Genomic DNA, 25,857 nt, shown 5'->3' with positions numbered 1-25,857 from the left:
CCCCTTTTCTGCTTGCAGCACTCCTTGAGGAGCGATATGTTCTTACTTTTTGATCCAGTGCATCATTTCACGCAGCTGAGCGCCGACAACCTCGATTTGATGCTCGGACTCGTTGCGGCGTGTAGCTGTCAGGAACGCGTTGCCCGACTGGTTCTCCAGGATGAAGTCGCGGGCAAATTTGCCCTGCTGGATATCGGAGAGCACCTCTTTCATCGCTTTCTTCGTTTCGTCGGTCACGATGCGCGGGCCTGTTACATAATCGCCATACTCCGCCGTGTTCGAGATGGAATCGCGCATGCTTGCCAATCCGCCTTCATACATCATGTCAACGATCAGCTTCAGCTCATGCAAGCACTCGAAGTATGCCATTTCCGGAGCATAGCCAGCTTCGGTCAATGTTTCGAAGCCTGCCTTCACAAGAGCGGATACGCCGCCGCACAGTACAGCCTGCTCACCGAACAGATCTGTTTCTGTCTCTTCACGGAACGAAGTTTCGATCACGCCCGCACGGGTACAGCCGATGCCTTTGGCATAAGCAAGACCGATGGCTTTAGCTTGTCCAGTCGCGTCTTTCTCGATCGCGATCAGTCCTGGAACACCGAAGCCTTCCACATACGTGCGGCGAACCATGTGACCCGGGGATTTAGGAGCTACCAGCAGCACGTCATTCTCCTTCGGAGCTACGATCTGTCCGAAATGAACGTTGAAGCCGTGGGAGAACATCAGCGCTGCGCCTTTTTTCAGGTTTGGTTCAATATCGTTCTTGTAGACGGAGGCTTGAGTTTCGTCAGGCATCAAAATTTGCACCACATCAGCACGGCTTACTGCGTCAGCAACGGACAGAACTTCGAAGCCGTCATTTTTTGCTTTCTCGAAGGATTTGCCTTCACGAAGACCGATAACCACTTGAAGACCGCTGTCACGCAGGTTTTGTGCCTGGGCATGCCCTTGGCTGCCGTATCCGATCACCGCAATTGTTTTTCCTTGCAGTACGCTGAGATCTGCATCTTGTTCATAATAAGTCGTAATTGCCATTTGTATAAGTCCTCCTTTGTTTTTAAAGACCCTCCATGATGAGCGGGTATTTCAAGAGACCGACTTCGTGCATCCGATCTGCTGAAACACCCGCTCATCTGCGGCAGGTGTCTAGCTATTGAAATTGAATGTACAACGGTTTCCTATACTTGAAAAGAATGATTACGCATTACCGCGAACCATCGCGGTAACCCCTGTCCGGGAGAGCTCCTGAATGCCGTAAGGCTTCAGCAGCTCGATCATCGCATCGATTTTTACCGTATCGCCAACCACCTGCACCATCATGCTGGAGGCTCCGATATCGACGACCGATGCGCGGAATGTCTCGACAACGCCCATAATTTCCGGACGCTCGGAAGGCTCGGCCTTCACCTTGATCAGGGCAAGCTCGCGGGCAACCATCGGCTTGGAGCTGAGATTAATGACCTTGATCACGTCAATCAGCTTGTATAGCTGCTTCTCGATCTGCTCCAGCATGTTGTCTCCGCCGGTCGTTACGATGACCATCCGGGATAACCCGGCCTCTTCGGATTGACCGACCGTGATGCTTTCAATGTTGAAACCTCTTCGTCCGAACAATCCGGACACCCGCTGCAGCACGCCCGGCTGGTCGTTCACTAGTACGGCTATGGTATGTTTCATGCTCATGTTACGCATCCCCCATTAGCATTTGATCGATGGTCGACCCCTGCGGCACCATTGGATATACGTTCTCGCCTTTTTCAACCACAAACTCTACGAGAACCGGCCCTGGTGTTTCCATCGCTTCGGCCCAGGCTTGGCGCGCTTCTTCTTTGTTCGTCGCGCGGAGTCCCTTCACGCCGTAGGCTTCAGCCAGCTTGACGAAATCAGGGCTGCCTGCCAGGTCAATATGGCTGTAGCGGTTGTCATAAATGAGCTCCTGCCATTGACGAACCATCCCCAGCACCTGGTTGTTGATAACAACGATCTTCACCGGGATATTGTTGATCGCGCAGATCGCCAGCTCCTGGGAGCACATCTGCATGCCGCCGTCGCCATTGATGGAGATGACCAGCCGGTCCGGATTAGCCATCTGGGCACCGATGGCGGACGGGAAGCCGAAGCCCATCGTTCCCAGTCCGCCCGACGTGATCCACGAGCGCGGCCGGTTGAATTTATAATACTGGGCTGCCCACATCTGATGCTGTCCAACGTCTGTCGTTACGATGGCCTCGCCCTTCGTTGTATCGTTCAGCATTTCGATAACCCATTGCGGCTTCAGCACCGTGTCAGAATCGACGTAGCGATACGGATACTCCGCCTTCCATTTGCTGATCTGATCTCTCCATGCATCCGCCTTGGACGCGTAAGATACGAGCGGATTCAGCATTTCCAGAACCGTTTTGACATCGCCGACGATAGGAATATCCGTAGGCACATTCTTTCCGATTTCCGCCGGGTCAATATCGATATGCGCAATCTTCGCATTCGGAGCAAAGCCCGCCAGCTTCCCTGTTACGCGGTCATCGAAGCGTGCCCCGATGCTAATCAACAGGTCCGACTGCTGAATGCCCTGGTTCGAGGTGTACGTCCCGTGCATGCCTGGCATTCCTGTCCAGAGCTCATGTCCGCTTGGGAAACCGCCCAGTCCGAGCAATGTTGTCGTAATCGGAATTCCTGTCTTGTTGACGAATTCATGCAGCGCTTCATGTGCACCGGAGTAAATAACCCCGCCTCCGGCAAGAATCATCGGCCGCTCCGCCTGCTCAATCGCCCGGGCCAGCTTATCCAGCTGGAGCTTGTTAGGCACCGTGCGCGGATTGTAGCCTCTTAGGTTGATTTTATCCTCAGGCTGGAACAAAGTGGTGGCCGCCGACACATCCTTAGGGATATCGATCAGCACCGGTCCCTGGCGACCCGTTGAAGCGATATGGAACGCTTCGTGAATGATGCGCGGCAGATCGTTAACATCTCTCACCAGATAACTGTGTTTGGTGATTGGCATCGTAATCCCCGTAATATCCGCCTCCTGGAAAGCATCGGTTCCGATCAGGCTCGTAGCCACGTTGCCGGTAATCACGACGAGAGGGACGGAATCCATGTAGGCTGTTGCGATACCTGTGACGAGGTTGGTCGCCCCCGGTCCCGATGTTGCTATACATACACCGACTTTTCCACTCGCCCGCGCATAGCCGTCAGCTGCATGAATCGCACCTTGTTCATGACGGGTCAGCACATGCTTGAAGTCCTCAAAACCATACATTGCATCGTAGATGTACAGGACGGCCCCTCCGGGATACCCGAAGACACATTCGACTCCTTCAAGCAAAAGGCTTCGAAGCAGGATTTCCGAACCGGTAATCACTTCAGGCTTCATCCATTTCTCACGTAATTGTTCTGTAGACCGCACTTCTGGAGTTTGCGCGCTCATCAGTCATCCTCCTCTCAAAATTTCGCTGAATCATTTGCCTATCGCCTTCTCAAGCAATAAAAAAACCTCTCGCCCGCCACACCGGAAATAACTCCGTGTGAGGGACGAAAGGTTCAGCTTCCGTGGTACCACCCATATTTGCTCTACACTTCACAGTATAAAGCCTCAGCAGGTATGAAGGCTTCGGAATAATCCGGGCTTCAATATCTGCGATCCGTAACGCGGACCAGACGATTCCCCCTACTAAATGCTGTTACGACTTAATGCGGTAAAGTCTTAGAATGCACAGCCTTTTCAGGGAAACAGCTCCGAGGTGAGCTCGTATAAAAGGGGTTTTGGTGGTGGTTTCAGCAAATCCATCCACTCTCTGAGCAAAAGAGCCCTTTAAACTTCGTCCTCTTCATTGCCGATGTCATATGTTCGTTAAATGTTTAGAAACATTATAAGATTCATCCATTCCAGAAGTCAACACATTTATTTTACTTCAAATGAAAGGTTTTGATGCAGACAAGCTCCCATTTTGTTTCCAGACTTGGCCAAACACCCTCTCCAGCCGCATATCATAGGATAGATCAATGACTGCTGCATAGCGGAAAAGAGGTGGAATCTTTGCGATGATTCGATACCGTCAACCGGGTGTAGACGATCCCGCTATTTTCCAGCTGATCCAGTCCCAGCTTGTCCCGTTGTCCCATCTGAAAGATCAGGACCTGGACGCGGTTCTTAAAGACGTGCCCGCCAGACTCCGGCGCGGCGTGACGCTGGTCGCTTCGCCTTTTCCCGATGAGCGGGTAATCGCCTTCGTTCATTTCATGATGCACGGCGAGCTGCTGTACATCGACATGCTGGCCGTCGCACCAGCCGCACAGCGAAAACGATGGGGAGTCCGTCTGATGGCGCATGCCGAACGTTTCGCTGTATCGCGCGGGTGCAAGCGGGCCAAAGTCATGGTCGACATCGGAAATCGGACCGGACTATCTTTTTACAAAAAACTGGGATATTCGGTCACTCGAACGATTCGTGCCAGCCAGTGCTATGAAATGGAGAAGAAGCTGTCCTAGCAGCCGGCCGAATCAGGCGCGGCCAGGTTTACCAGAAGAACCCTCCTGCTCCATACGGGAATCCGACGCCAGGCCCGTAGCCGAAGCCTCCAGGGTATCCTCCGAAAGCACCCGGATATCCGTACCCATAAGCGTATGGAGCGGTTCCGATCGCCAGCAGGTCAAACAGCACCAGCGGTGCCAACGCCTTCGTTTTCACTTTTTTGCCTGAACGGGTTTGCACATACAGACGGTTGCCGGCTATGCGAACCAGCTTGCCTGTGACCACACTCCCGTCTTTCTTATATGCCACAATTGTTTTGCCCACATATTGCTGCGCCTGGGCCTTGCTGACAGGCTTATGCATAAGATCCCTCCTCAGATGGTGATACATTTCAGCGTATGCCGCTTTGGAGGGACGTGCTTGTTTCATCGCCCTGTACACGAAAAAAAACCGCCGAATGAAATCAGCGGTTCTCTCCTAAATCTATATGCAGCGTATGAATGGATTAAGCGTTCACTTTCTCTTTAGCTACAGTAGCCAAAGAGTTGAATGCGTTCAGATCGTTAACAGCCAGATCAGCCAGCATCTTGCGGTTGATGTCAACGCCAGCCAGCTTCAGACCATGCATCAGCTTGCTGTAGGACAGGCCGTTTTGACGTGCAGCCGCGTTAATACGAACGATCCATAGTTTGCGGAAGTTACGTTTGGTTTGACGACGATCCCGGTAAGCATAAACCAGGGATTTCATAACCTGCTCGTTAGCCGTTTTAAAAATACGGTGTTTAGAACCGAAGTAACCCTTCGCAAGTTTCAATACTTTTTTATGTCTACGACGAACAACAAATCCGCCTTTAACTCTAGCCATATCAAAAAACCTCCCAATAAATGTTGTTTACTATTTCAGGTTAGCCAAGCCTTGCTTCAAACGTCTTACGTCTCCAGGAGCCATTACCGGGCTGCCGGACAATACGCGCTTCGCACGCTTGGATTTGTGGGACAGCAGGTGGTTTTTGTAAGCTTTGTAGCGTTTTACTTTACCCGTACCGGTAATTTTAAAGCGGCCTTTCAGGCTGCTGTGTGTTTTCATTTTAGGCATTGTACTACTTCCTCCTCTAATGTCTCTTAGGCTTTAGGAGCCAAAATCATAATCATGCTGCGGCCTTCCAGCTTCGGCTGACGCTCAACGACGCAGAGGTCCGCAACCTCAGTTTTCACGCGCTCCAAAATCTTCTGGCCAATGTTGGCATGTGTGATTTCACGACCGCGGAAACGAACCGAGCATTTTACTTTATCGCCGTCCTTCAAGAACTTCACGACATTGCGAAGCTTGGTTTGGAAATCATGTTCCTCAATGTTGGCTCGGAACCACACTTCCTTAATGTCAACGATTTTCTGGTTTTTGCGGGCTTCCTTCTCTTTCTTCTGCTGCTCATAGCGGAATTTTCCGTAATCCATGATACGGCATACCGGCGGTTTCGCCTGAGGTGCCACGTTTACCAGGTCCAGATTCAGGTCAATTGCCATTTGCAGCGCTTCACGAAACGGCTTGATGCCGATCTGTTCGCCCTCAGGGCCAACCAAGCGTACTTCCCTTGCCCGAATCTCCTCATTGATCATATGTTCCTTACTGATAGTCCTCCACCTCCATAAATTTTGATTCCTGCTTGCAAAGAATAAAAGGGATGACGGCTCACTGCCGACATCCCTCAATTGATAACTCATCTCAAAAATGAACGTTTCATTCACTCGTTGATTTCGTGATCAAACCAGCCAACTCAAGTCGGTCAGGTGAGAAGCGGCGCTTCTGCTTGCAATCAGATATTCTGTTTAACAGACTTTAATAGTATAACAACTGACTTTATTCGTGTCAACTTCTAATTCATATCGACGACGGGTTTAACCCTGCTTGCTCTGAACTTCCTCCAGGCGTACGACACGCGTATGCTCCGTATGGCTCCACTGCTTGTTGTTCTGGGTAAAGAACGCGTACACCGTAATCGGGTACCAAGACAGCAAGTACACAGGGAACAGCACCAGGTACATATACACCTTTTTGAACTTCACCTTCTCCAGAATCATCGCAATCATGAAGGTAAACACGTTGGCAGCAATGGCGGTAAAGCTGAGCCACAGCGGCAAGTGTCCGTACAGATTCGCAATGTTCGGGCCATTAAAGAAGGAATTATCCACCCAAATGACCGCGGTAAGCAAGAAGGTCAGCAGCACGATGTACACGTTGACTCCATATAGCGCAAGGTCCAGCTTGACGATGCTCCGCTCTTTGATCGCCCGCCAGATGAGCGGGAAGAAATAGCGGCGCGCGACCGTGAAGTGCCCCTGCATCCAGCGCAGGCGCTGTCTTGCTGAAGCCTTGAACGTCAGTGGCTTCTCGTCAAATACTTTGGCCTCATAGTTGAATTTCGGATACACGCCGCGCATGACGCTGCGCATCGTAAACTCCAGGTCCTCTACGAGACTTGTTGCGCCCCAGCCGATCTCTTTCAGGAGATTGGTCTCGAAGCACATGCCGGTGCCGCCAAGGAAGTTGGCCATGTTCAGATTGTGGCGGGACAGCTGCCACAGGCGGTTAATATACCAGTAGGATACGCCGTATGCAGCCGTAATCCAGGAATCCTCCGGGTTCTTCGTATCGATATAACCCTGAATCACCTTCGCACCGGAGCACAGATCGTTGTTCATATGCGTCAGGAAGTCCGATGCCACCAGGTTGTCGGCATCAAACATGACTACAGCATCGTATTGACGCGGCATCGCCCACAGCTCTTTCAGCATCCATTCAATCGCGTACCCTTTACCGCGAAGATTCTGGTTCGTGCGCACACAAGCGTTCATGCCGTGCTCTCGAACGATTTCAGCTGTACGGTCCGTACAGTTGTCGCAAATCACAAATACGTCATACAGTTCTTTCGGATAGTCGAGCTGCTTCAGGTTCTCCATCAGCGCTCCGACAACCTGTTCTTCATTGTGGGCAGCGACAAGCACTGCAAATGATTTTTTCGGTTCGAAGTTCTTTTTCTTTTTTCTTTTGATCAAACCGAATAGAGAGAATGTAAACTGGTACACACCTACGGCTGCCAAAAATAGTTGGAGCGCGATAAAGATGGCGTCTGTCATGATTCTCCGTTACCCCCTTTTTATACCCCGAGAATGTTTTTGTTTGTCTCTCGTGTAATGTTTGCTTGATTGACCCTTGTAACGTTGTTTTCTCTTTCTGTAGCCTCGGTGCCGCGGGGCAGTTTTGCACGTCATACCCGATTTTCCACACTTTTGGATGCTTTGTCAAAAAGCTTGAAAGCTCTAATTTACGGAAAAAGATCGCAAATGAGCGCAAATTAGCACCGGGGTATGCCAGCAAGCTTCGTTTCCAGCAGCTTTAGTTGTTATTTTCATCTGTTTGCTTACTTTTTATTTCTTTAGTGTGCCCAATTTTTGCAATACCAACTTGTCCGCCACAATATTTAAGACGCAACGAACTCCAAAAAAGTTTAACCCCGTTATCTTTCTTTCTCTCTAATAAACTTCCAGGCGTCCGTTTGAATCATTGTAGCGATAACAAATTGCCAAGTCAAAAGTCCAAGGACCCTTCTTTTCTACAAAATGCGCGTGCCCCAGCAAGCAGCAGCCGCCCCTTGCCAGAGCTGGCTTCCCGAATGCTGCCAAAAAAGCCTCAGGGACGAAAGTCCCTGGACATTCGCCGGGTCATAGTTGCAATCTCGCCTTAAAGTCGATATGTTAAGGTTAATAATAACGCTGCAGAACGGGTGAACGAAGTCGTGGCTAAAAAAAGAGTCTTGCTGCTATCCGAGGGGTTCGGTGCTGGCCACACGCAGGCCGCCCACGCACTCTCCAGCAGCATTAGGCAATTATCACCAGATGTCCAGACACGGGTGCTTGAGCTTGGTAGCTTCCTGAATCCCAAGATCGCTCCGCTTATTATATCGGCCTATCGTAAGACCATTACGTCCACGCCGAAACTGGTCGGATACATGTATCGGCACCAAAAATCATTCAACCGGTTTACGACATTGGCGCTGCACCGCATCTTCTATACGAGCACGCAGGATGTCGTCCGGCAGCTGAGGCCAGACATTATTGTGTGTACCCATTTCATTCCGAGTGCGGTCATCTCCCGATTGAAACGGCTGGGCACGAACATCCCCCTCTGTACGGTGATCACGGACTACGATGCGCATGATACGTGGATCAGCCCCGAGGTTGACCGATATTTCGTGTCCACGGCCGAGGTCAAGCGCAAGCTGCTCAACCGCGGCGTGTCCCATGCCAAAATCCAGGTGACTGGCATCCCGATTCACCCGGATTTCTGGACGCATCCGAGCAAGGAGGAAATCCGCGAGAAGTTCGGCTTGGCCGACATGCCGACCGTGCTTGTTATGGGCGGTGGCTGGGGCATCATGAACGATGAAGTTGTGCATGAATTCCTGACCAGGTGGCGCCAGGATGTCCAGCTCATCTTCTGCCTGGGCAATAACGACAAAGCCCGGGAAGAGATGGAAAGCAACCCGAGGTTCCAGCATCCCAACATCAAGATTCTCGGCTTCACCCGGGAAATCGACAAGCTGATGGAAGTCTCAGACCTGCTGGTGACAAAACCCGGGGGGATGACCTGCACCGAAGGTCTCGCCAAGGGCATTCCGATGCTGTTTCACCAGCCGCTTCCTGGCCAGGAGGAGGAAAATTGCCAATATTTCACCGCTCAAGGCTTGGGCGAGCCGATTGATTCTCTGGAAGTGATCGGCAAATGGATGAACATACTGCTGCATCAATATGACCAAATGGTGGAGCGCAGAGAACAGAACCTGCGCAATATCGAGCGCTTCTATCCGATGCAATGTGCGCGCAGCATTATTGAGATGCTGGAAAACGAAAAGGTGCCCTTCTCTTCACCATAAGAAGCGCACCGTTCAGCTGTCGAGGCTTGGCCTCGGCAGCTTTTTTCATATGAGGTTCAAGGCTATCCAGACTCAGCTGTATTTTTTGAGACGTTCCTGCTTGTACTTCGCCAGCGCCTCTTCCCCGACGATAACCTCGCAGCGATGAATGTTCATGCCTTGACCAACAAATTTGGTCTCATACTCCGTCATGACGAACTGTTCATTCAATCCATCGCGATGAAGATCAAGCGAGATGTTGGTCATCTGCAGCCCAAAATCCGCAAATGCATTCAGCGAGAACTCAAACAGGCTGACAGAGTCCGTCTTGAAATGGATCTCTCCCCGCGCATTCAAAATGCGGCTATACTTCTCCAGAAACCGCGGATGTGTCAGGCGGCGGCGGGCATGCCTTGCCTTCGGCCAGGGATCGCTGAAATTCAGATAGATTCGCTCCAGTTCCCCCGGCTCGAACACTTCCTCCACCTGCTCCAGGTTAAACAGCGCCAGCTTTAAGTTCGGCGGGGTCTCCACACCCTCCTCGGCCCAGACGTCTCTTCCCTTCTCGCTGGCCCGGCGGATAAGCTCATCATACATATCCACGCCGATAAAATTGACATCCTGGTGCTTGTAACTCATCTGACTGATAAACTGGCCTTTACCCATGCCAAATTCCACATGAATCGGACGATCATTGCCAAAGAGCGACGCCCATTTTCCTTTATATTGTGCAGGATTCAGAACGACGAGATCCTGCTGTGCCTCCAAACTTTCCCGAATTCCTTTTCTTCCGCGTAAACGCATCCTATACCTCCGAAACTGTCTATATAATCATGATTATGAATGTTCGATACTGCATTATTGTGCCGAAGTTCGTCCCAAAAGTAAAGAGGGCATAGAAAAAGGAACCTATGACGATGCCCGTAAGCATCATACAGGTTCCCTTTTCTTATATTTGGAATTGGGGTTCCGCGGTTATTAACCTGTGAAGAAGCTACCTGTTCTCTGCCTGAAACTCAAACGTTCGTTCGAAGGCATCCCGAATCTTGCGCTGCGCCGAAGCCTTGATATGCTGATTGTCGTTGAATTCGACACCTGTCAGAGCCAATGCTTCATTCGGGGTTAACTCCACAGCGATTTTGCCTTTGTCGTCTGTCTTGATTGCCGATGAATTCATTCGTAATCACCTCACGGTATAATTGTATCCATGACGTCTCACAAATATGAATCCTATCCGGTAATTACCCAAGCGAAATCCGCTTGAATCATTCTCTTTCTATACATTAAATATACCAAGATTATCGTTCTCACACAAGTGAATCCACATGAATTGGGCATGAAGACCTGTATATGATGCCGCGCCCTTTTTTGTTACAATACATATGTCTGCCCTAAAGGCGAGAAACGATCTATACTCGCTGTATTCTCGTTGCCCTTGAATCAAGGCCGAAAGACGGGGAACAAACAGCACAGAAGGAGACTTATGAATACGCCAATGTTAACTGCCCCGCAGCTGTGGGGCGACAAGCGATTCCATACATGGAACTATGAGATGCGCAGCCAGTTTCAAGACAAGGTGTTCAAAGTCATGCTCGACGCCGGATTTACGTGCCCGAACCGTGACGGAACGATTGCCAAGGGCGGCTGTACGTTCTGCAGCGCCCGCGGATCGGGCGATTTTGCCGGAAGCCGGCGCGACGATCTGGTTACCCAGTTCAATACGATCCGCGACAGGCAGCATCTGAAATGGCCGAGCGCCAAATATATCGGATACTTCCAGGCGTACACCAACACCTATGCTCCGGTCGAAGAGCTTCGCGAATATTACGAGGTCATTCTGGAGCAGCCCGGCGTTGTCGGCTTGTCGATCGCGACCCGCCCCGATTGTCTTCCGGACGATGTGGTTGAATATTTGGCCGAGCTGAACGAGAGAACATACCTGTGGGTGGAGATGGGGCTTCAGACGATCCATGAATCCACCTCGCAGCTCATCAATCGCGCCCATGATACGGAGTGCTATCTGGAAGCGGTAGAGAAGCTGCGGAAGCATAACATCCGGGTATGCACCCACATCATCTATGGATTGCCGCAGGAGGACCGCGAGATGATGCTCGCAACCGGCAGAGCCGTGGCCAACATGGACGTACAGGGCATTAAAATCCACCTGCTCCACCTGATGCGCAAAACGCCGATGGTGAAGCAGTATGAAGCCGGATTGCTCCGTTTTCTCGACAAGGACGAATATGTGAAGCTGGTTGTGGATACGCTGGAATTTCTGCCGCCGGAGATGATTGTGCATCGTCTGACCGGCGATGCTCCGCGCGATCTGCTGATCGGCCCGCTCTGGAGCCAGCGCAAATGGGATGTGCTCAACTCGATCGATGCCGAGCTTAGACACCGCGACACCTGGCAGGGCAAGCTGTGGAGGGGGCGCTGATGGGATTTCTATCTGTTCTTAGCTTTGCTCACAAGCTGGTATCCGAACGGCTGCTGCCGGGGGACATTGCCGTCGATGCCACCGCCGGGACCGGAGCGGACACCCTCTTTCTCGCCCGTTGTATCGGTCCGAAGGGAAGCGTGTTTGCCTTTGATATCCAGGAGGAGGCCCTTCAGCTGACAAGACAGCGCCTTAACAAGGAGGCATCCTCCGAAGTGGCCAGCGTCTCCCTGCATCTGCAAAGCCATGAGGATATGCGCAGCAGCGTTCCCGCACCCTATGTCGGCAAGGTAGGTGCGATCATGTTCAATCTCGGCTACCTCCCCGCCGACGAAGCGGACAAGACCATTATCACCCAGCCGGAGACAACGATCGCGGCGCTCAACGGCTCGCTGGAGCTGCTCCGCCCCGGCGGCATCGTGACGATCGTGCTGTATCCGGGACATCCTGGAGGGGAGACCGAAGCCCGGACGGTGGAGCAGTGGGCAGCCGCCATCCCGCAGCATACGGCGCAGTCCATTCTGTACCGCAACCTGCAGCGGCCTGCTGCGCCCTATCTCATCGCACTGGAGCGAAGAAAACCGATATAATGGAATTAAAGTGCATACCCGCATCAACAGACACGATATAAATTGAACAAAAAATGCGTCAAGCAGCAAGCTTTTTGTTCATCTTATATATAACACGCTAACATGACGAAAGGTGATGATCACGATGACACAGCCGTATCCGCTGCTGTTTCAACCTGAGTTCAAAGAAAGAGTATGGGGAGGCCGGGCGCTGGAGCAATTCGGCCTGCAGCTTCCGGAAGGACATATCGGTGAAGGCTGGATGATTGCCGACCATCCGAACGGTACGACAAACGTGATGAATGGCGAACTTGCCGGCAAGGGACTGGACGAGATTCGCGAGCAATTCGGCCGCGAGTGGTTCGGTGCCAAAGGATTTTCTGAAGTAAACGGCCGCTTTCCGCTGCTGATCAAGCTGCTGGACTGCAACGATAATCTGTCGGTACAGGTTCACCCGACCGATGATTACGAGGGGCTTCCGGAAGGCGAGCTTGGAAAAACGGAAATGTGGTACGTGCTGGACGCAAAGCCGGATGCCAAAATCATCTACGGTCTGAAAGACGGCGTTACCCGGGCCGATCTCCGGCAGGCGCTCGAGAACGATTCGGTTATGGAGCTTCTGCGCGAGGTGCCGGTCAAGGCCGGTGATACGTTCTACATACCTGCCGGCACCGTACATGCCCTGTGCGCTGGTGTTGTTGTTGCAGAAATTCAGCAAAACTCGGACACTACGTACCGGATTTATGATTACAATCGTCCGGGACTGGATGGTAAACCGCGTGAGCTCCATATCGAGGACTCCTTGAATGTGACGGCCTATGAAGGCTCTGGCGCTACGACCATGAGCACAGAGGGGGCTGTTCCGGGCGAGTGGCTCGAGCTGGCAAGATCGCCTTATTTTATAGTAGAAAAAGGAATTGTGTCTGGCCCATGGGAGCTTTCGACTTCCACAGACAGCTTCACCATCCTCGTGGTGTGTGACGGCGAGGGCGTGATCAGCTGGGACGGCGGATCTCAGCCATTCGCTTCCGGTCAATGCTTCCTGCTCCCTGCCAATCTTGGAAGCTACAAGCTCGAAGGCAGCTCTACTGTGCTTCGCTCTTATCTTCCATAACACAGCTTGAGATTTCCGCACAACTTAGCTTGACTTTGCATTTCATGCCGGGCAGGTGCCCGGCAGTTGCTTTACTTGCTCCGGGACAGCCGGTTCCTTGCTGAACAACATGCAGATCGGCTTGGATACCCTGAACGTCCCGGCCAGCAACGGAATGGAAACTCACGGTATGGCGGAGGTGCAACGCAACATGCAAGCTGAAACGTTTACGATGCTGAATACGCAGGCCATGGATGTGTTTGTGCGTGCTTGGCTTCCCGCGTCTGGCACAGACGTTCGGGCAGTGCTGCAAATCGCCCATGGCATGTGCGAGACAGGCGCGCGGTACGCGGAGCTGGCTGAAGTGCTGACAGCCCGCGGTTATGCGGTATATGTCAACGACCATCGCGGACATGGCGTTACCGCCGGAGAGCTTAGCCGCCTCGGTGATCCCGGAGACAATGGCATCGAGGGCATGATTGAGGATATGCTCCTGCTCGCTGCCGAGCTGCGCAAGCGTCATCCCGGGATACCGCATATTTTGATGGGACATAGTATGGGCTCCTTTTTAACCCAAAAAGTGATGTGCACGCACGGCGACCGCTTCGATGGCTATATTCTGTCAGGATCGAACGGCCCGCGCAGAATGCTCGGGCTCGCCGAGAAGCTGGCTGCGGCTCAGTCTCGGCTTCAAGGAGATGAGCATCGCAGCCTGCTGCTGAATGCGCTCGTGTTCGGGCCATACAACCGGGGTTTTGGGCCCATCCGCACCCCGTTCGATTGGCTTTCCCGCGATGAAGCCGAAGTGGACCTGTACATCCAGGACCCTTATTGCGGCCAGGTATGCAGCGCCCGCTTCTTCCGCGAGTTCTTTCGCCTGCTGCGCCAAATTCACAGGCCCAAGCTGCTGCAGGGGCTGCCGAAGGAGAAGCCGGTATACATCTTCTCCGGCGAAGAAGATCCTGTCGGTCTACGCGGCAAGGGCGTCCGCAGCTTGATCGAGCTGTACCAACTGCACGGCATCACCGATCTGGAGTTCCGGCTGTACCCTGGCGGCCGGCATGAAATGCTGCATGAGATCAACAAACAGGAAGTCGCTGCCGATGTGCTTGATTGGCTGGAGAGGCATACAACTGACGAAAGAGACAGACACGCGTCTTCTTCCTCGCCGGCCGACGAGTGACGTTGAGGAGCGGAACCGAACGCATCCGAAGCTAACAGGCTCAGCGAGCCTGAAGACGGCCGTTATTCCGGTCCGACAACAAAAAAAGCGATCTGTCCCCTCGCGGAGACAGATCGCTTTTTCAATCACCAGTATGAGCCTCCACGCAGCAGGCAGTTTCAATTCCCGGCTAATAGCCAGCTTCCCTTCATTCTTCATCATTAGGAGTGCGGTCGATGGCAAGCTGGGTAACCTCCGTGTAATCCCCCTGCCGGACCTCTTCATCCGTCGCCTCTTCGCGCAGGGCATCATTCGTTTCCATCCCTGGTGCAACGCTCGGCTCCTCATGCTGCCGATGCTCCTTGCTCATGCTTGAAACCTCCCTTATTAGGTGAATAAGGTTAGCTTCCCGAGATCAGCGAGATTTATGCTCCAAGCCGCAGCTCCCGCTATTCGAGAACATCAGACCGATGTCCGAAGTTCATTAAACCGGCATGGTATAGTAATGCGGGCGCCCGCTATCATCCTGCTGATAGAGCACAATCAGCATCGTTTGCCGATTCGCATCACCGCTGAGGCCGCTGCCGCCCTGGATCGCATCATTCAAATCAAACGGCATCATTTCAATCATCGCATGCTTGTGAAGCTCCCGCTCCGTCAGGCCAAGCTTCGCAAACTCTTCCGACACGGCAGACGGCATTTCGACAATTCGCTTCATATGGGCTGACCAATCGCTTTTATCCAGCGAGAAATCCCACCAGATTTTCCGAGGTTTATATTTATGTCCCAGGAAATAATCGAACTTCATTAAGCCCATAACGATGTCCATACGCGGTGTCTGTCGATGCTCCAGGAATGCTGTCAGGCGCGTGAACAGATCCTCGAGCTGATGCCCGATCTTTTGCCAGCCCTGGCTCTCCCAATAATCTCCGAACGCTTGGAAAAAGTCGAACGGCGACGGGAACTCATGCTTCATCAAATAGTTGAGCGTATGGTCCATTCGGTGGGCATTCCAGTATTTCTCAAGCACGTCCTCCAGCCGCTTCAGCCTGACGATATCCGAGAAAGGAAGCACATCGCTGCCCAAAATTTCATAAGGGGCATGGTCCATATACGTGTAGTTATACTTGGCCGCATCATGCCGGAGCCCTGTTCCGCGTAGCATCTTCAAGAAGCCCAGCTGCAGCTCCTCCGGTCCGAGTGCGAATACGTCGTTAAACGTTTTCCGGAACGTATCGTAATCCTCCAGCGGCAGGCCCGCAATCAGATCCAGATGCTGATCGATCTTGCCGCTTTCCTTGATCATGGTCACTGTTCTGGACAGCTTGGTGAAATTTTGCCGCCGCTTTACCAGCTCATTCGTCGGATCGTTGGTAGACTGAACGCCGATCTCGAACCGGAATATGCCCGGGGGCGCATTCTTCGCCAAATAATCCAGCACCTCCGGCCGCATAATATCCGCCGTAATTTCGAACTGGAACACGCAGCCGCCATGATTCTCGATCAGAAACTGGAACATTTCCAGCGCATAATCCCGCTTGATATTAAAGGTGCGGTCCACAAATTTGATCAGCTTGGCCCCTTGATCAATGAGGTACAGCAGATCGGACTTCGTGCGTTCAATATCGAAGTACCGGACGCCAACCTCGATGCTGGACAAGCAAAACTGGCAGCTGAAGGGACAGCCCCGGCTCGTCTCGAAATAGACCACCCGTTTGCCCAGATGCGGAATATCCTCCGGGAATCTGTGCGGGGAGGGCAGCTCGTTCAGGATCGCCTTCGGTCGCGGCGGATTGAGGATAATCTCATCGCCCTTGCGATACGCGACGCCGTACACAAAGTGAAACTTGCGCGTGCTCGAAAGCTCCTGCAGTAAGTGATGGAAGGTTTCCTCGCCTTCCCCCATCACAATAAAATCGACATTGGCCAGCCGCTCCATCCAATATTGGGTATCATAGGACACTTCCGGTCCGCCCAAAATGATCTTGACCTCTGGCATAATTTTCTTCACAATGTCGATCACTTTAATCGTTTCTTCAATATTCCATATATAGCAAGAGAATCCAATCACATCCGGCTTGCGCTGGAAGATGTCGGACACGATATTCATCGGCGGGTCCTTGATTGTATACTCCGCCAATTCGATATCAAATTCCTTCTCGCTGTATGCCTTCAGGCAGCGAATCGCAAGCGAGGTATGAATGTATTTCGCATTTAAAGCGGACAGTAAAACCTTCATGATTCACGTTCCTTCATATGTGAAAGTGTAGTGCGTACTTCGGTACAGCTGGGTGGGCTCAGTGCTCCCTTATCTCAAAACTCATAAACAGGCTCATCTCCGCCACTGCCTGGCTGATTCTGGAAAAAGTCGAGGAACGGCTGGCCGTATTTGCGAAACTTCATCTCCCCAACCCCTTTAATCCCCAGCATCTCCTGTTCCGTTTGCGGGCAAACGACACTCATCTCCCGCAGCGTTGCATCGTTGAAAATGATGTAAGACGGCACATGCTCTTTGCTTGCAAGCTCGCGGCGGATCAGGCGCAGCTGCTCAAATATCGTTTCATTGACCGCAGACGGCGAGTAATCACGCCGCCCTGCGCTCCGCTGCCCGGCTTTCGTGCGGGAAGGCTTCGGCACACGCTGCATGACTTCCTTCTGCCCCCGCAGCACCTCGGCCGCGGCGCTCTGAAGCTTCACTACAGGGTACTGCCCTTCCGTTAATGTCAGGTATCCTTCGGATACGAGCACATTGATGGTTTCGGCAATTTCCTTTTCCGTGCGGCCCGACATCACTCCATAGGTAGGCAACCGGTCAAACCCGTATTCCAGCACCTTCTTCGCTCTGGAGCCTTTCAGCACCGCAGCGACGGTCGACACGCCAAACCGTTCGCGCATGCGGTGAATGCAGGAGAAAATCTTCTGTGCATCGACCGTGATATCGATCAGCTCACGATCGTCCGTGCAGGAGCTGCATGTGCCGCATGGCTTGTCGTCATGGGCTTCCCCGAAGTAATCCAGCATCGCGCTGCGAAGGCAGCGGGTGGTGTAGCAGTAATCGATCATCTGCTGCAGCTTCCGGTATTCGTTATGCTTGCGCTCTGAATCCTGGGGATTTTGCTCGATCAGAAATTTCTGGGTGATGATGTCCTGCGGACTGAACAGCAGGATGCACTGGCTCGGTTCACCGTCCCGGCCCGCGCGGCCTGCCTCCTGAACGTAGGACTCCATATTTTTCGGCATATTGTAGTGGATGACGTAACGAACATTGGACTTGTCTATCCCCATACCGAATGCATTCGTCGCTACAATGACGCGAATATCATCATACAGGAACGCCTCCTGGCTCTCCGCCCGCTCCGCATCGCTCATGCCTGCATGATACCGCCCGGCGGCGATGCCCTGCGCCTGCAGTCGCTGGCATAAATCGTCCACATCCTTGCGGGTTGCAGCATAGATAATGCCTGACTGATGGGCATGGGAAGCGGCGTAATCCATAATGAATTCGCGCTTGTTCTCCCCCCGCAGCACCGACATCTCCAGATTGTCCCGGCCAAGACCTGTAACGAACACCTGCGGCTGATCAAGCTGAAGGAGACGCTGCATATCCTCCATAACCTCTGGCGTTGCCGTCGCCGTAAAGGCGGCCACAATCGGGCGCTGCGGCAAAGCGTCGACAAACGGTGCTACCGCCAGGTAGCTTGTACGGAAATCATGTCCCCACTGGGATACGCAGTGGGCCTCATCCACAGCGACGATCGAGATGTCAAGGCCGGCCATCTCCTCCCGGAACCAGTCGAGCTCCAGCCGCTCCGGCGCGACATACAGCAGCTTCAAGTCCCCTCGCTTCGCAGCCCGAATCCGTTCATTCACTTCCTTGCCGCTGAGCGTGCTGTTAATATAAGCCGCAGAAATACCCGCGGTCGTCAGCGCATCCACCTGGTCCTTCATCAGTGAGATCAGCGGCGATATAACAAGCGTCAGGCCAGGATGCATCAGTGCCGGAATCTGATAACAGATCGACTTGCCTCCGCCTGTCGGCATAATTCCAAGTGTATCCCGTCCACGGAGCAGGCTGTCCACAATCTTCTTCTGCCCCTCCCGAAAGTCCGGGTACCCGTAATACCGCTGCAAAATTTCCTTCGCGGTGTCCATATTCATCAATTCATTGCTCCTGGCTTCCACATTCATGGATAAAAACTCCTTATCAAAAACCGGTCATCCTTTAAGTTTAATGGTGTTTCATCGAATGAGCAACCGAGTCGGGCAGGAAAAACAATAAAACGATCCGCCCATCGGCGTCACTCTGCCGCTGCTGCTGATTGAGAAGAACGCTGCAACTTCCGCAAAGTAGAAGAATTCTTGGGGGCACGGAACCGTTATAATGAAATGCAGGCAAAGAACATTACGATTCACCCCAAGCTATTGTTATGAATGGAGGAATTACGAATGGTTATCACACAGGAAACACATATCCAGGCAGATATATCCCTCGTATGGCGCGCATGGACAGAAGCCGATCGCATAAAGGAATGGTTTGCGCCTGCCGCCGTTATCGAGCCCTGGCAAGGAGGGAGATTCGAACTATATTTCAACCCTGCGAATCCAAGCAGCATGAGCACCTCCGGCTGCACCATCCTGAAGGCAGAGGAACCGCATTTGCTGATCTTTGAGTGGAAGGGACCCGATCCGTTCGCGGAAACGATGAACCACAGCGGGCAGCTCACCTCGGTTGAAGTTGGGTTGGAGCCCCAGCAGGATGGGACACGGGTAACGCTTCGCCATGACGGATGGAAGGATTCCGCCGACTGGCTTGCAGCCAGAAAGTGGCATGTTGAGGCTTGGAAAGATATGCTCACAAGTTTGAAGTCCCGGATGGAATCAGGGGAAGGCATTCTCTGCTGCCAATAATCGAATAAAGGAATCGAGACAGATGCCCAACATTTGTGTTCTACCGTTAACGTAATCGGTATGGTGGCCGCACGGCGGTTTTACGGTGACATCCTTGTGGCTATTGTCATCGCGCTGATGGAATTTATGGCTTCATAAACAGAGGGGTCAGCTTTTTCCAAATACGCTGTTCTGTTACTCCCTCCTCGATTTCGGTTATAAACTTATGTATGCCTAAGAGGGTCCCATCCCTGGACTAAGAATGCCTGTTTTCGGAAACAATAGGTACTCGAAATGGCATATTAACCATTAACCGCAAGGGGGATTTCATATGGACTATTCACCTGAACAGCGGATTACGCTGCATGGATTCAACAACCTGACGAAATCACTCAGCTTCAATATGTATGATGTCTGTTATACAAAAACGAAGGCAGAGCGTGAAGCTTATATCGAATATATCGACGAGCAGTACAATGCCGACAGGCTTACCAGCATTCTGACCCACGTCTCTGAAATTATCGGCGCCCATGTGCTGAACGTGGCCAAGCAGGACTACGTGCCTCAAGGCGCAAGCGTAACTGTGCTTGTATCCGAGGGGCCTGTCGTCGAGGTGCCGGAAGAGTCCTATGAGGAATCGCCGGGGCCTCTGCCAGACAATATTGTGCTGCAGCTGGACAAAAGCCATATTACGGTCCATACGTATCCGGAGTATCACCCGAATGAAGGCATCAGCACCTTCCGGGCCGATATTGACGTATCTACCTGCGGGGAAATTTCCCCGCTTAAGGCGCTCAACTACCTGATCCACTCCTTTGATACCGACATTATGACAATCGACTACCGAATCCGCGGCTTCACCCGGGACATTAACGGCGATAAGCTGTTTATCGATCATGAGATCAGCTCCATCCAGAACTATATTCCCGATGAAGTGAAGGACCAGTACGATATGATCGATGTTAACGTGTATCAGGAGAAGCTGTTCCATACCAAATGCAAGCTCAAGCAGTTTGATCTGGACAACTATCTGTTCGGTTATACGAAGGACAAGCTGTCCCCGCAGGAGCAGCAGGAAATTACCGACCGCCTCAAGCTGGAGATGGATGAGATTTATTACGGCAGAACGATGGACTAAGGTGCCTTCCTCAGCGCCGGACGTTGCATCATGCCAGTGCCAGCCCCATACAATTCAAGCCGCTGACGGTTCAAGACAACTTGAATGATCAGCGGCTTGTTTCTTGAGCAAGCGGAGGATATCAGAATTGCACAGAGAATCCGTCGAACCGATGAATGCCGGTACCGAAACGGACAAGATCCTGGGCCCGCAGCTGCTGAGCCGCTTCCTTCACCACTTGCAGCAGGGATGGCGGAAGGCCGATCCGGTTATGGGCGCCGAATATGCGGGTAATGCCCTGCAGTTCTGATATCCTCTCAAGCGAGCGAACGAGATCCTCCGGGCTTGTTGTCGGGAAGAATGCATAGACAGGCGTCTCGTCATAGAGCAAATCTCCGGTGAACAGGTATCCCCGGCTCGTATCCAGGACGGTGATATGGCCCGGCGAATGACCCGGCGTATGGTACACCGTCAGCCGTCTGCCCCCCAGGTCGATCACATCCCCCTCACGCAGCAGGCCAGCAGGCTTGCCTTGATATGGCGTATACAACTCCGGCTGGAAGGAATCCGGCACCGGTCTGGTAATATCCCTGGATACATCCTTGCGGATTTGCTCAATAGACAGGCCCTGAATGCCATGGAGAAGCCATTCTTCCTCGGCTTCATGCACATAGATTTCCGCATATTGCCCGTGGCTGCCGATATGATCCCAATGCACATGCGTGGTCAGCACAACAATCGGCAGATCTGTCAGCTGATCGGTGATGCGCTTGATGTTGTCTATGCCCAGTCCGGTATCCACGAGCGCTGCCCGCTCGCTGCCAAGGAGCAGATAGGAGTGCACCTTCTCCCAGTGGCCGTATTCGCTAATGGCATATGTCGTCTCATCCAGCCTGGTTACCGTGAACCAGGGATCATCCATGACGATGTCGTAAGCCGTGGTGTTCATTGTATCGTCCCCCTCGTTTTTTTTGCTTCAGTTCATCCTTACAACGCATAGCTGTCTTAGGTTTACCAACACCTTCAGGAACGGTCGCTCCCATGCTCATCCTGAAAGGCAATCAAGCTCAAATAGTATGGCTTCTGGGTCTCTTCGGATCGCTCCTGATCCATGGGATGATCCTTGGCAGCTGTCGTAAAGTGCTTGTCCAGCAGCTGCTTGAACTCCTCCACGAATGCATGAAAGCTCTCCTGTGTTGTATGAAGCTGATAGGTTGCGGCAATGTTTTTGCGACAATGCTCATTCGAGCTGTCAAGCGCAAATGCGGCCGGGTCTGCCAGCTCAATTCGCGAGCGGGTTCCCTCGACCGTCTCCAGGAATACCTGGCGCGACGTCTCGACAAGGTCCATGCTGGGCAGCAAATGATCCTCCGGAATAAAGCGGCTCGCCGCAGCCCGGTAGTATTTTTGCACGATGCCGTTCTTCTCTTCCTTGTGCACGATCTGAATGATGTCATGCTTCTCCAGCTCTTTGAGATGGAAGTAAATATTATGGCGTGCGATGCCAAGCATCTCCGCCAGCTGCTGCCCGGTGTAAGCATCCTTCACCAGCTTCATGAGAATTTGGGTTCGGAGCGGGTCAGCGATGGCCTTCAGCTGCTCATGCGTTTTAATGATATACACACCTGACCTTGTCACACGATCACCTCTTTTTTTCGCTTCAGTAAAATTTATTTTACCGTTTGAGTATACTCTACTGTTCGTTCCAGATCAACCTCACTTTGGTTTGGAGGGGCGATGGCCCCCTTCGACATCGCTGTCGTAGAAGAGTTAGCATCTGGATCAGCATGGGGTTATTTTCCGGCACAATCAGATATGATATAGTATCGACGATACCGTATCGACAGCCCCTTCTGCTGGATTATAAGCGACAAGGATGTGTCCGGATGTTTGACCCGACTGTATTTGAGAATTTAAAAGTAGGCATAGAGAATATCGTTTACGATCTGGATAATCTCGACAAAAAAGTGCTTGTCACGGGCCGCTCTGATCTACTGAACATGGCCGTCATGTCCAGATGCTTCGTGCTGCAATTCGAGTTGACCGGTCAACACGAGACCTATGCCGAGATTGTCCTGGAAGCGGGGGTGCAGGATTTAGCCGCTGAAATTTTGGAAATCCCTGATGAGACACCGGGATGTGCGCTGAAGCTTCGCTTCACCCAAACGATCGAAGATGTTGAGGCCGGCTGTCCGGTGATGGCCGAGATTGTCCAGCGTATATGGGAGCCGGAGGTTCAGCCGATCCAGACCGTCGGCTTTATGTATGGGGAGAAGCCTGTGCGCTATCTCAGCACCATTGAAATCGGGTTTTCACGGAAAATTCACGAGGAACAGATGGGGGATCTTCCGAAGCTGGTCGATTACATGCTGCAAACATTAGCGGCATTAAACGAGGCTGCTGCAAGGAAATCCTAAAACCAAGCTGCATGACAGCGGTCGATCGGCCGGTCCGCCGCATACAATCCAAAAGGGCTCCGAGTCATTCCACCTCGGAGCCCTTTTGTCCGTTCGCATCAAGCGGTCATAAACCGAATCCAAATATCCGAAGGGTCCAGCACGTACCAAGCATCGTCACGCTGCTCGGCTTCATGACCCGAGTCCCGAAGACGACTGATGACCGTCTCGATCTCTTCACTGCTCGGCAGCTGGATCGTATAATGCTCGATTCCCGCCTGGTTTGGCGCCGTATTCGGGATTCCTCTTCCGGCCCAGGTGTTCAGTCCAACATGATGGTGATAGCCTCCGGCAGCGACGAACAAGGCTGCGCCTCCATAGGCGGCTGTAACCTCAAACCCAAGAATATCGCAATAAAACCGTCTCGCTTCAGCCAGATCCGATACATGGAAATGCACATGCCCCATAACCGTTCCTTCCGGCAGCCCCGTCCATTCCAGGCCATCCGTCAAAGCAAGGAGCCCTTCGACGTCGACGGGATCTGTGGCCATAACATATTCCCCGTTCGCATCGCGCTTCCAGGTGTCCCGAGGGCGATCCGCATAGATTTCGATCCCGTTGCCGTCCGGATCGTTAATATAGAGCGCCTCGCTAACCAGATGATCCCCTTGGCCAACGGAAATGTTATGCGCGATCAGATTTCTCAGCGCCAGGCCAAGGCTCTCCCGATCCGGGAGCAAGATGGCGTAATGGTACAGTCCGGCAGCTCTGCCCTTGGGCCGAAGCGCTTCAACCTCATGAAGCTGAACGAGCGTATGCCGGCCGTCTGCTGTCAGCTCCACGGTCCTCCCCTGCTGGCGAAGGATTCTCAAACCGACAATCTCTGTATAAAAACGAATTGATCTTGCAAGATCGCTAATGCGAAGTGATACCGGGCCAAGCCCGAGCGACGGATGCAATACAGATGACATAATGTTCACTCCTTCAAGAAAATGTATATATGACGATCTCATCTTTGAATAAACTAACAAAAAATAAGTAACTAACTTGTAGTTGTAATTATAGTTCGGATATCAACGATTTGTCAAACGAAAATCAAAAGCCTGGCAAGGTGCGTCCCTGCCAGGCTTGTATTGAGGTAAAGAATGTTACAGAATGCCAATCAGCACGGGCAGCATGATAAACGAGGCCAGTGTTGTCCACAGAATACATCTGGACACCAGCTTCGGTGCGGCATCATACTCCTCGGCTAAAATAACGGCGTTGACGGCTGCCGGCATGGAGGAGAGCACAAGTATCACGGCAAACAAATCGCCGTCTACACCAAGGAGGATCAGCAGTCCCCACGCAGCAAGCGGACCGGCCAGCATTCTCATCGTCATGCCCGCCCAGAAGCCCCGTCGGCTGACAGATAATGCACCCGCATCTTCTCGTACGCCCACCATCTGCGCCCCCAAAATAACCAGCGCCAGCGGCGCGTAAGCGGCCGAAAGCATCGACACCCCGGTCTCCAAACCATCCGGCAGCTGATAACCGGTCACGCGAAACACAACCGCCAGCAAGGCTGCGTACACTGCCGGAAGTTTAAATACGGACAGAACCGCCTTTTTCGCTGAAAAGTGCGATCTTGCCGCCAGATACACGCCCAGCGTATGCATAATGATAATCTGTATCACGACATACACGGATGCCTTGTCCAGCCCTGCCTGACCAAACGCCAGCAGAACGAGCGGTAAACCGTAGTTAACACTGTTCGTAAAAATGGCGGTCAGAGCCAGGCCTGAGCTTTCCGTCTGCGGCAGACGGAGCCATTTTCCAGTCAGCGTACTTAGCAATGACAGCACCACCACATTCAGCAGACAGAAGATGACCGTCGTCATGATATCGCCGGAGGTGATGGAAGCATTCTTAAGCGTTTCGAAGAGAAGTGCCGGACTTAGCACGTACAGAGACAGGCTGGATAACGCCTTCGTATCCAGTCCTCGGAGCCCCTTCAGCAGCGCGCCGCCGATCACCGGCAGGGATATAGGAAGGAAGACACTGTATAGGATAGATAAAAATTCGGAGATCAATGAGGTTCACCCTTTGACGGAAAATTTTCGACAACTCTCTTCATCCTACCTCATAATCCCGGCTTACGTCCAAAACTTATTAGCGGGAGAAGGCATGGAATAATCGCAGTTGGAGCTGCATTTTCCGTCAATGGAGCCGATTTAAACCACCTTAGTATGGGTCGGGGGATGTGTCATTAGAGTGGCAAACAGTTCACGGGCTTTGACATTCTTCACGGTATAGAACGAATAAAAACGCTTCATCGCTGCCGCTTCACACAGCCAGGAATAAAAGTCGACCGACGACTCGCTCGCCTGCTTCCCACCACCTTGGATCCAGCTGCGCAAATAGTTGACGTGAAACTCCACCTGCCCCTCCCACATAAAAGTAAAGTTGTTCGAGTCGCCACTGCTTTTCAGCACAAACCGAAACCCCTTCTCTTTCAGCAAGTACACCTTGCCATTACTGAAAAAAGCCGGGCCCTCATCGGTCGCTACGATGCCGATCATCACATTGTTATGCAGCATATAAAAACCGCGGCAGTACTCCACATCCTCTTCTTGATCCAGCTGTTTCTCCTGAAATGTATCCAGATCGAGACCGACAGGTCTTTCCCAGGCAAATTCCTTGAATTTTCGAATCACCTTCATCAAATATGTACCTCCTATTAGAGCTTCATTCCCAAAGTATAGGAAAATCGACTCTACAATTTCTCAACAAAAAGTGAGAAACGCCCGGTATTGGCTCTACTAGGAAGCTACCC

Annotated in this window: 27 protein-coding genes; 9 read left to right on the top strand and 18 right to left on the bottom strand. The window is 52.3% G+C overall.

All coding sequences use genetic code 11. The annotated features are described in order from the left end of the window. Positions 1-42: 42 nt before the first annotated feature. The 3 genes from ilvC to ilvB all read right to left on the bottom strand — a co-directional run bounded on the left by ilvC (position 43) and on the right by ilvB (position 3,427). Entirely contained in the window at positions 43-1,035 is a 993-nt protein-coding gene (ilvC, locus tag CHH75_RS19775; protein ID WP_095268140.1) for a ketol-acid reductoisomerase, read from the bottom strand. A 162-nt stretch (positions 1,036-1,197) separates the two neighbouring features. Beyond that, positions 1,198-1,683 carry an acetolactate synthase small subunit gene (gene ilvN / locus CHH75_RS19770; RefSeq protein WP_095268139.1) on the bottom strand — a complete coding sequence of 162 codons (486 nt, stop codon included), beginning with the start codon at positions 1,681-1,683 and terminating at the stop codon, positions 1,198-1,200. A gap of 1 nt (position 1,684) precedes the next feature. Continuing rightward, positions 1,685-3,427: a biosynthetic-type acetolactate synthase large subunit gene (gene ilvB / locus CHH75_RS19765; RefSeq protein ID WP_095268138.1), complete on the bottom strand. Its 1,743-nt coding sequence runs from the start codon at positions 3,425-3,427 to the stop codon at positions 1,685-1,687. A gap of 614 nt (positions 3,428-4,041) precedes the next feature. Here ilvB and CHH75_RS19760 point away from each other — a divergent pair. Next, positions 4,042-4,488, top strand: a complete 447-nt coding sequence (locus CHH75_RS19760) for a GNAT family N-acetyltransferase (protein WP_095398998.1) — start codon at positions 4,042-4,044, stop codon at positions 4,486-4,488. A gap of 28 nt (positions 4,489-4,516) precedes the next feature. Here the strand turns inward: CHH75_RS19760 and CHH75_RS19755 are convergent, their stop codons facing one another. The 5 genes from CHH75_RS19755 to CHH75_RS19735 all read right to left on the bottom strand — a co-directional run bounded on the left by CHH75_RS19755 (position 4,517) and on the right by CHH75_RS19735 (position 7,606). Then, positions 4,517-4,834: a hypothetical protein gene (locus tag CHH75_RS19755; protein ID WP_095268136.1), complete on the bottom strand. Its 318-nt coding sequence runs from the start codon at positions 4,832-4,834 to the stop codon at positions 4,517-4,519. A 142-nt stretch (positions 4,835-4,976) separates the two neighbouring features. Beyond that, complete coding sequence (gene rplT / locus CHH75_RS19750) at positions 4,977-5,336, bottom strand: 50S ribosomal protein L20 (protein ID WP_095268135.1); 360 nt, start codon at positions 5,334-5,336, stop codon at positions 4,977-4,979. Between the two features lie 30 nt (positions 5,337-5,366). Beyond that, positions 5,367-5,567, bottom strand: coding sequence for a 50S ribosomal protein L35 (rpmI, locus tag CHH75_RS19745; RefSeq protein ID WP_095268134.1), 201 nt, complete (start codon positions 5,565-5,567; stop codon positions 5,367-5,369). A gap of 26 nt (positions 5,568-5,593) precedes the next feature. Next, a complete protein-coding gene (gene infC, locus CHH75_RS19740; RefSeq protein WP_141235868.1) occupies positions 5,594-6,088 on the bottom strand; it encodes a translation initiation factor IF-3 in 495 nt (164 codons plus the stop codon). A gap of 279 nt (positions 6,089-6,367) precedes the next feature. Continuing rightward, positions 6,368-7,606 carry a glycosyltransferase family 2 protein gene (locus tag CHH75_RS19735; RefSeq protein ID WP_095268133.1) on the bottom strand — a complete coding sequence of 413 codons (1,239 nt, stop codon included), beginning with the start codon at positions 7,604-7,606 and terminating at the stop codon, positions 6,368-6,370. Positions 7,607-8,265: 659 nt separating this feature from the next. On the opposite strand from CHH75_RS19735, the gene CHH75_RS19730 reads away from it, so the two are divergent. Continuing rightward, positions 8,266-9,402 carry an MGDG synthase family glycosyltransferase gene (locus tag CHH75_RS19730; RefSeq protein WP_095398997.1) on the top strand — a complete coding sequence of 379 codons (1,137 nt, stop codon included), beginning with the start codon at positions 8,266-8,268 and terminating at the stop codon, positions 9,400-9,402. 72 nt (positions 9,403-9,474) lie between these two features. On the opposite strand, the gene trmB is transcribed toward CHH75_RS19730, so the two are convergent. Beyond that, the gene (trmB, locus tag CHH75_RS19725) at positions 9,475-10,185 is read right to left on the bottom strand and encodes a tRNA (guanosine(46)-N7)-methyltransferase TrmB (RefSeq protein WP_095398996.1); all 711 of its coding nucleotides are present in this window, start codon (positions 10,183-10,185) and stop codon (positions 9,475-9,477) included. 190 nt (positions 10,186-10,375) lie between these two features. Next, positions 10,376-10,558, bottom strand: a complete 183-nt coding sequence (locus tag CHH75_RS19720; protein ID WP_095268130.1) for a hypothetical protein — start codon at positions 10,556-10,558, stop codon at positions 10,376-10,378. A 306-nt stretch (positions 10,559-10,864) separates the two neighbouring features. Between CHH75_RS19720 and mnmL the strand changes: the two genes are divergently transcribed. The 4 genes from mnmL to CHH75_RS19700 all read left to right on the top strand — a co-directional run bounded on the left by mnmL (position 10,865) and on the right by CHH75_RS19700 (position 14,663). Beyond that, entirely contained in the window at positions 10,865-11,818 is a 954-nt protein-coding gene (mnmL, locus tag CHH75_RS19715; protein WP_095268129.1) for a tRNA modification radical SAM protein MnmL/YtqA, read from the top strand. Next, positions 11,818-12,408 carry a tRNA 5-(aminomethyl)-2-thiouridylate-methyltransferase MnmM gene (gene mnmM / locus CHH75_RS19710; protein WP_095398995.1) on the top strand — a complete coding sequence of 197 codons (591 nt, stop codon included), beginning with the start codon at positions 11,818-11,820 and terminating at the stop codon, positions 12,406-12,408. Before mnmL ends, mnmM begins: the two co-directional genes overlap by 1 nt. A gap of 124 nt (positions 12,409-12,532) precedes the next feature. After that, positions 12,533-13,501, top strand: a complete 969-nt coding sequence (locus CHH75_RS19705) for a type I phosphomannose isomerase catalytic subunit (protein WP_095398994.1) — start codon at positions 12,533-12,535, stop codon at positions 13,499-13,501. A gap of 190 nt (positions 13,502-13,691) precedes the next feature. After that, positions 13,692-14,663 carry an alpha/beta fold hydrolase gene (locus tag CHH75_RS19700; RefSeq protein ID WP_095399002.1) on the top strand — a complete coding sequence of 324 codons (972 nt, stop codon included), beginning with the start codon at positions 13,692-13,694 and terminating at the stop codon, positions 14,661-14,663. 187 nt (positions 14,664-14,850) lie between these two features. Here the strand turns inward: CHH75_RS19700 and CHH75_RS24945 are convergent, their stop codons facing one another. The 3 genes from CHH75_RS24945 to recQ all read right to left on the bottom strand — a co-directional run bounded on the left by CHH75_RS24945 (position 14,851) and on the right by recQ (position 18,830). Continuing rightward, positions 14,851-15,012: a hypothetical protein gene (locus tag CHH75_RS24945; protein ID WP_176475621.1), complete on the bottom strand. Its 162-nt coding sequence runs from the start codon at positions 15,010-15,012 to the stop codon at positions 14,851-14,853. A gap of 114 nt (positions 15,013-15,126) precedes the next feature. Further along, complete coding sequence (locus tag CHH75_RS19695; RefSeq protein ID WP_095398993.1) at positions 15,127-16,881, bottom strand: B12-binding domain-containing radical SAM protein; 1,755 nt, start codon at positions 16,879-16,881, stop codon at positions 15,127-15,129. A 74-nt stretch (positions 16,882-16,955) separates the two neighbouring features. Next, on the bottom strand, positions 16,956-18,830 hold the full coding sequence (gene recQ, locus CHH75_RS19690) for a DNA helicase RecQ (RefSeq protein ID WP_095398992.1): 1,875 nt from the start codon (positions 18,828-18,830) through the stop codon (positions 16,956-16,958). 258 nt (positions 18,831-19,088) lie between these two features. Here recQ and CHH75_RS19685 point away from each other — a divergent pair, with 258 nt between their 5' ends. After that, a complete protein-coding gene (locus CHH75_RS19685; RefSeq protein WP_095264900.1) occupies positions 19,089-19,550 on the top strand; it encodes an SRPBCC family protein in 462 nt (153 codons plus the stop codon). A 310-nt stretch (positions 19,551-19,860) separates the two neighbouring features. Next, on the top strand, positions 19,861-20,667 hold the full coding sequence (gene speD, locus CHH75_RS19680; RefSeq protein WP_095264899.1) for an adenosylmethionine decarboxylase: 807 nt from the start codon (positions 19,861-19,863) through the stop codon (positions 20,665-20,667). 121 nt (positions 20,668-20,788) lie between these two features. On the opposite strand, the gene CHH75_RS19675 is transcribed toward speD, so the two are convergent. Together CHH75_RS19675 and CHH75_RS19670 are read right to left on the bottom strand one after the other, a co-directional pair. Beyond that, positions 20,789-21,595 carry an MBL fold metallo-hydrolase gene (locus CHH75_RS19675; protein ID WP_095264898.1) on the bottom strand — a complete coding sequence of 269 codons (807 nt, stop codon included), beginning with the start codon at positions 21,593-21,595 and terminating at the stop codon, positions 20,789-20,791. A gap of 74 nt (positions 21,596-21,669) precedes the next feature. Then, a complete protein-coding gene (locus tag CHH75_RS19670) occupies positions 21,670-22,284 on the bottom strand; it encodes an ArsR/SmtB family transcription factor (protein ID WP_095398991.1) in 615 nt (204 codons plus the stop codon). A gap of 248 nt (positions 22,285-22,532) precedes the next feature. Between CHH75_RS19670 and CHH75_RS19665 the strand changes: the two genes are divergently transcribed. Then, positions 22,533-23,063: a hypothetical protein gene (locus CHH75_RS19665; RefSeq protein WP_095398990.1), complete on the top strand. Its 531-nt coding sequence runs from the start codon at positions 22,533-22,535 to the stop codon at positions 23,061-23,063. A 98-nt stretch (positions 23,064-23,161) separates the two neighbouring features. Here CHH75_RS19665 and CHH75_RS19660 read toward each other — a convergent pair whose 3' ends face one another. From CHH75_RS19660 to CHH75_RS19650, 3 genes are all read right to left on the bottom strand, one after another. After that, positions 23,162-24,013, bottom strand: coding sequence for a VOC family protein (locus CHH75_RS19660; RefSeq protein ID WP_095398989.1), 852 nt, complete (start codon positions 24,011-24,013; stop codon positions 23,162-23,164). Between the two features lie 177 nt (positions 24,014-24,190). Next, the gene (locus tag CHH75_RS19655) at positions 24,191-25,114 is read right to left on the bottom strand and encodes an AEC family transporter (RefSeq protein ID WP_095264895.1); all 924 of its coding nucleotides are present in this window, start codon (positions 25,112-25,114) and stop codon (positions 24,191-24,193) included. A 141-nt stretch (positions 25,115-25,255) separates the two neighbouring features. Beyond that, positions 25,256-25,744, bottom strand: coding sequence for a hypothetical protein (locus CHH75_RS19650; protein ID WP_095264894.1), 489 nt, complete (start codon positions 25,742-25,744; stop codon positions 25,256-25,258). Between the last annotated feature and the right edge of the window lie 113 nt (positions 25,745-25,857).

It is taken from the genome of Paenibacillus sp. 7541 (assembly GCF_002276395.1).
In the GTDB taxonomy this organism is placed as follows: domain Bacteria; phylum Bacillota; class Bacilli; order Paenibacillales; family Paenibacillaceae; genus Paenibacillus_AQ; species Paenibacillus_AQ campinasensis.
Note: the sequence above shows the minus strand (reverse complement) of the source record. Positions and strands in the feature narration are given on the sequence as shown.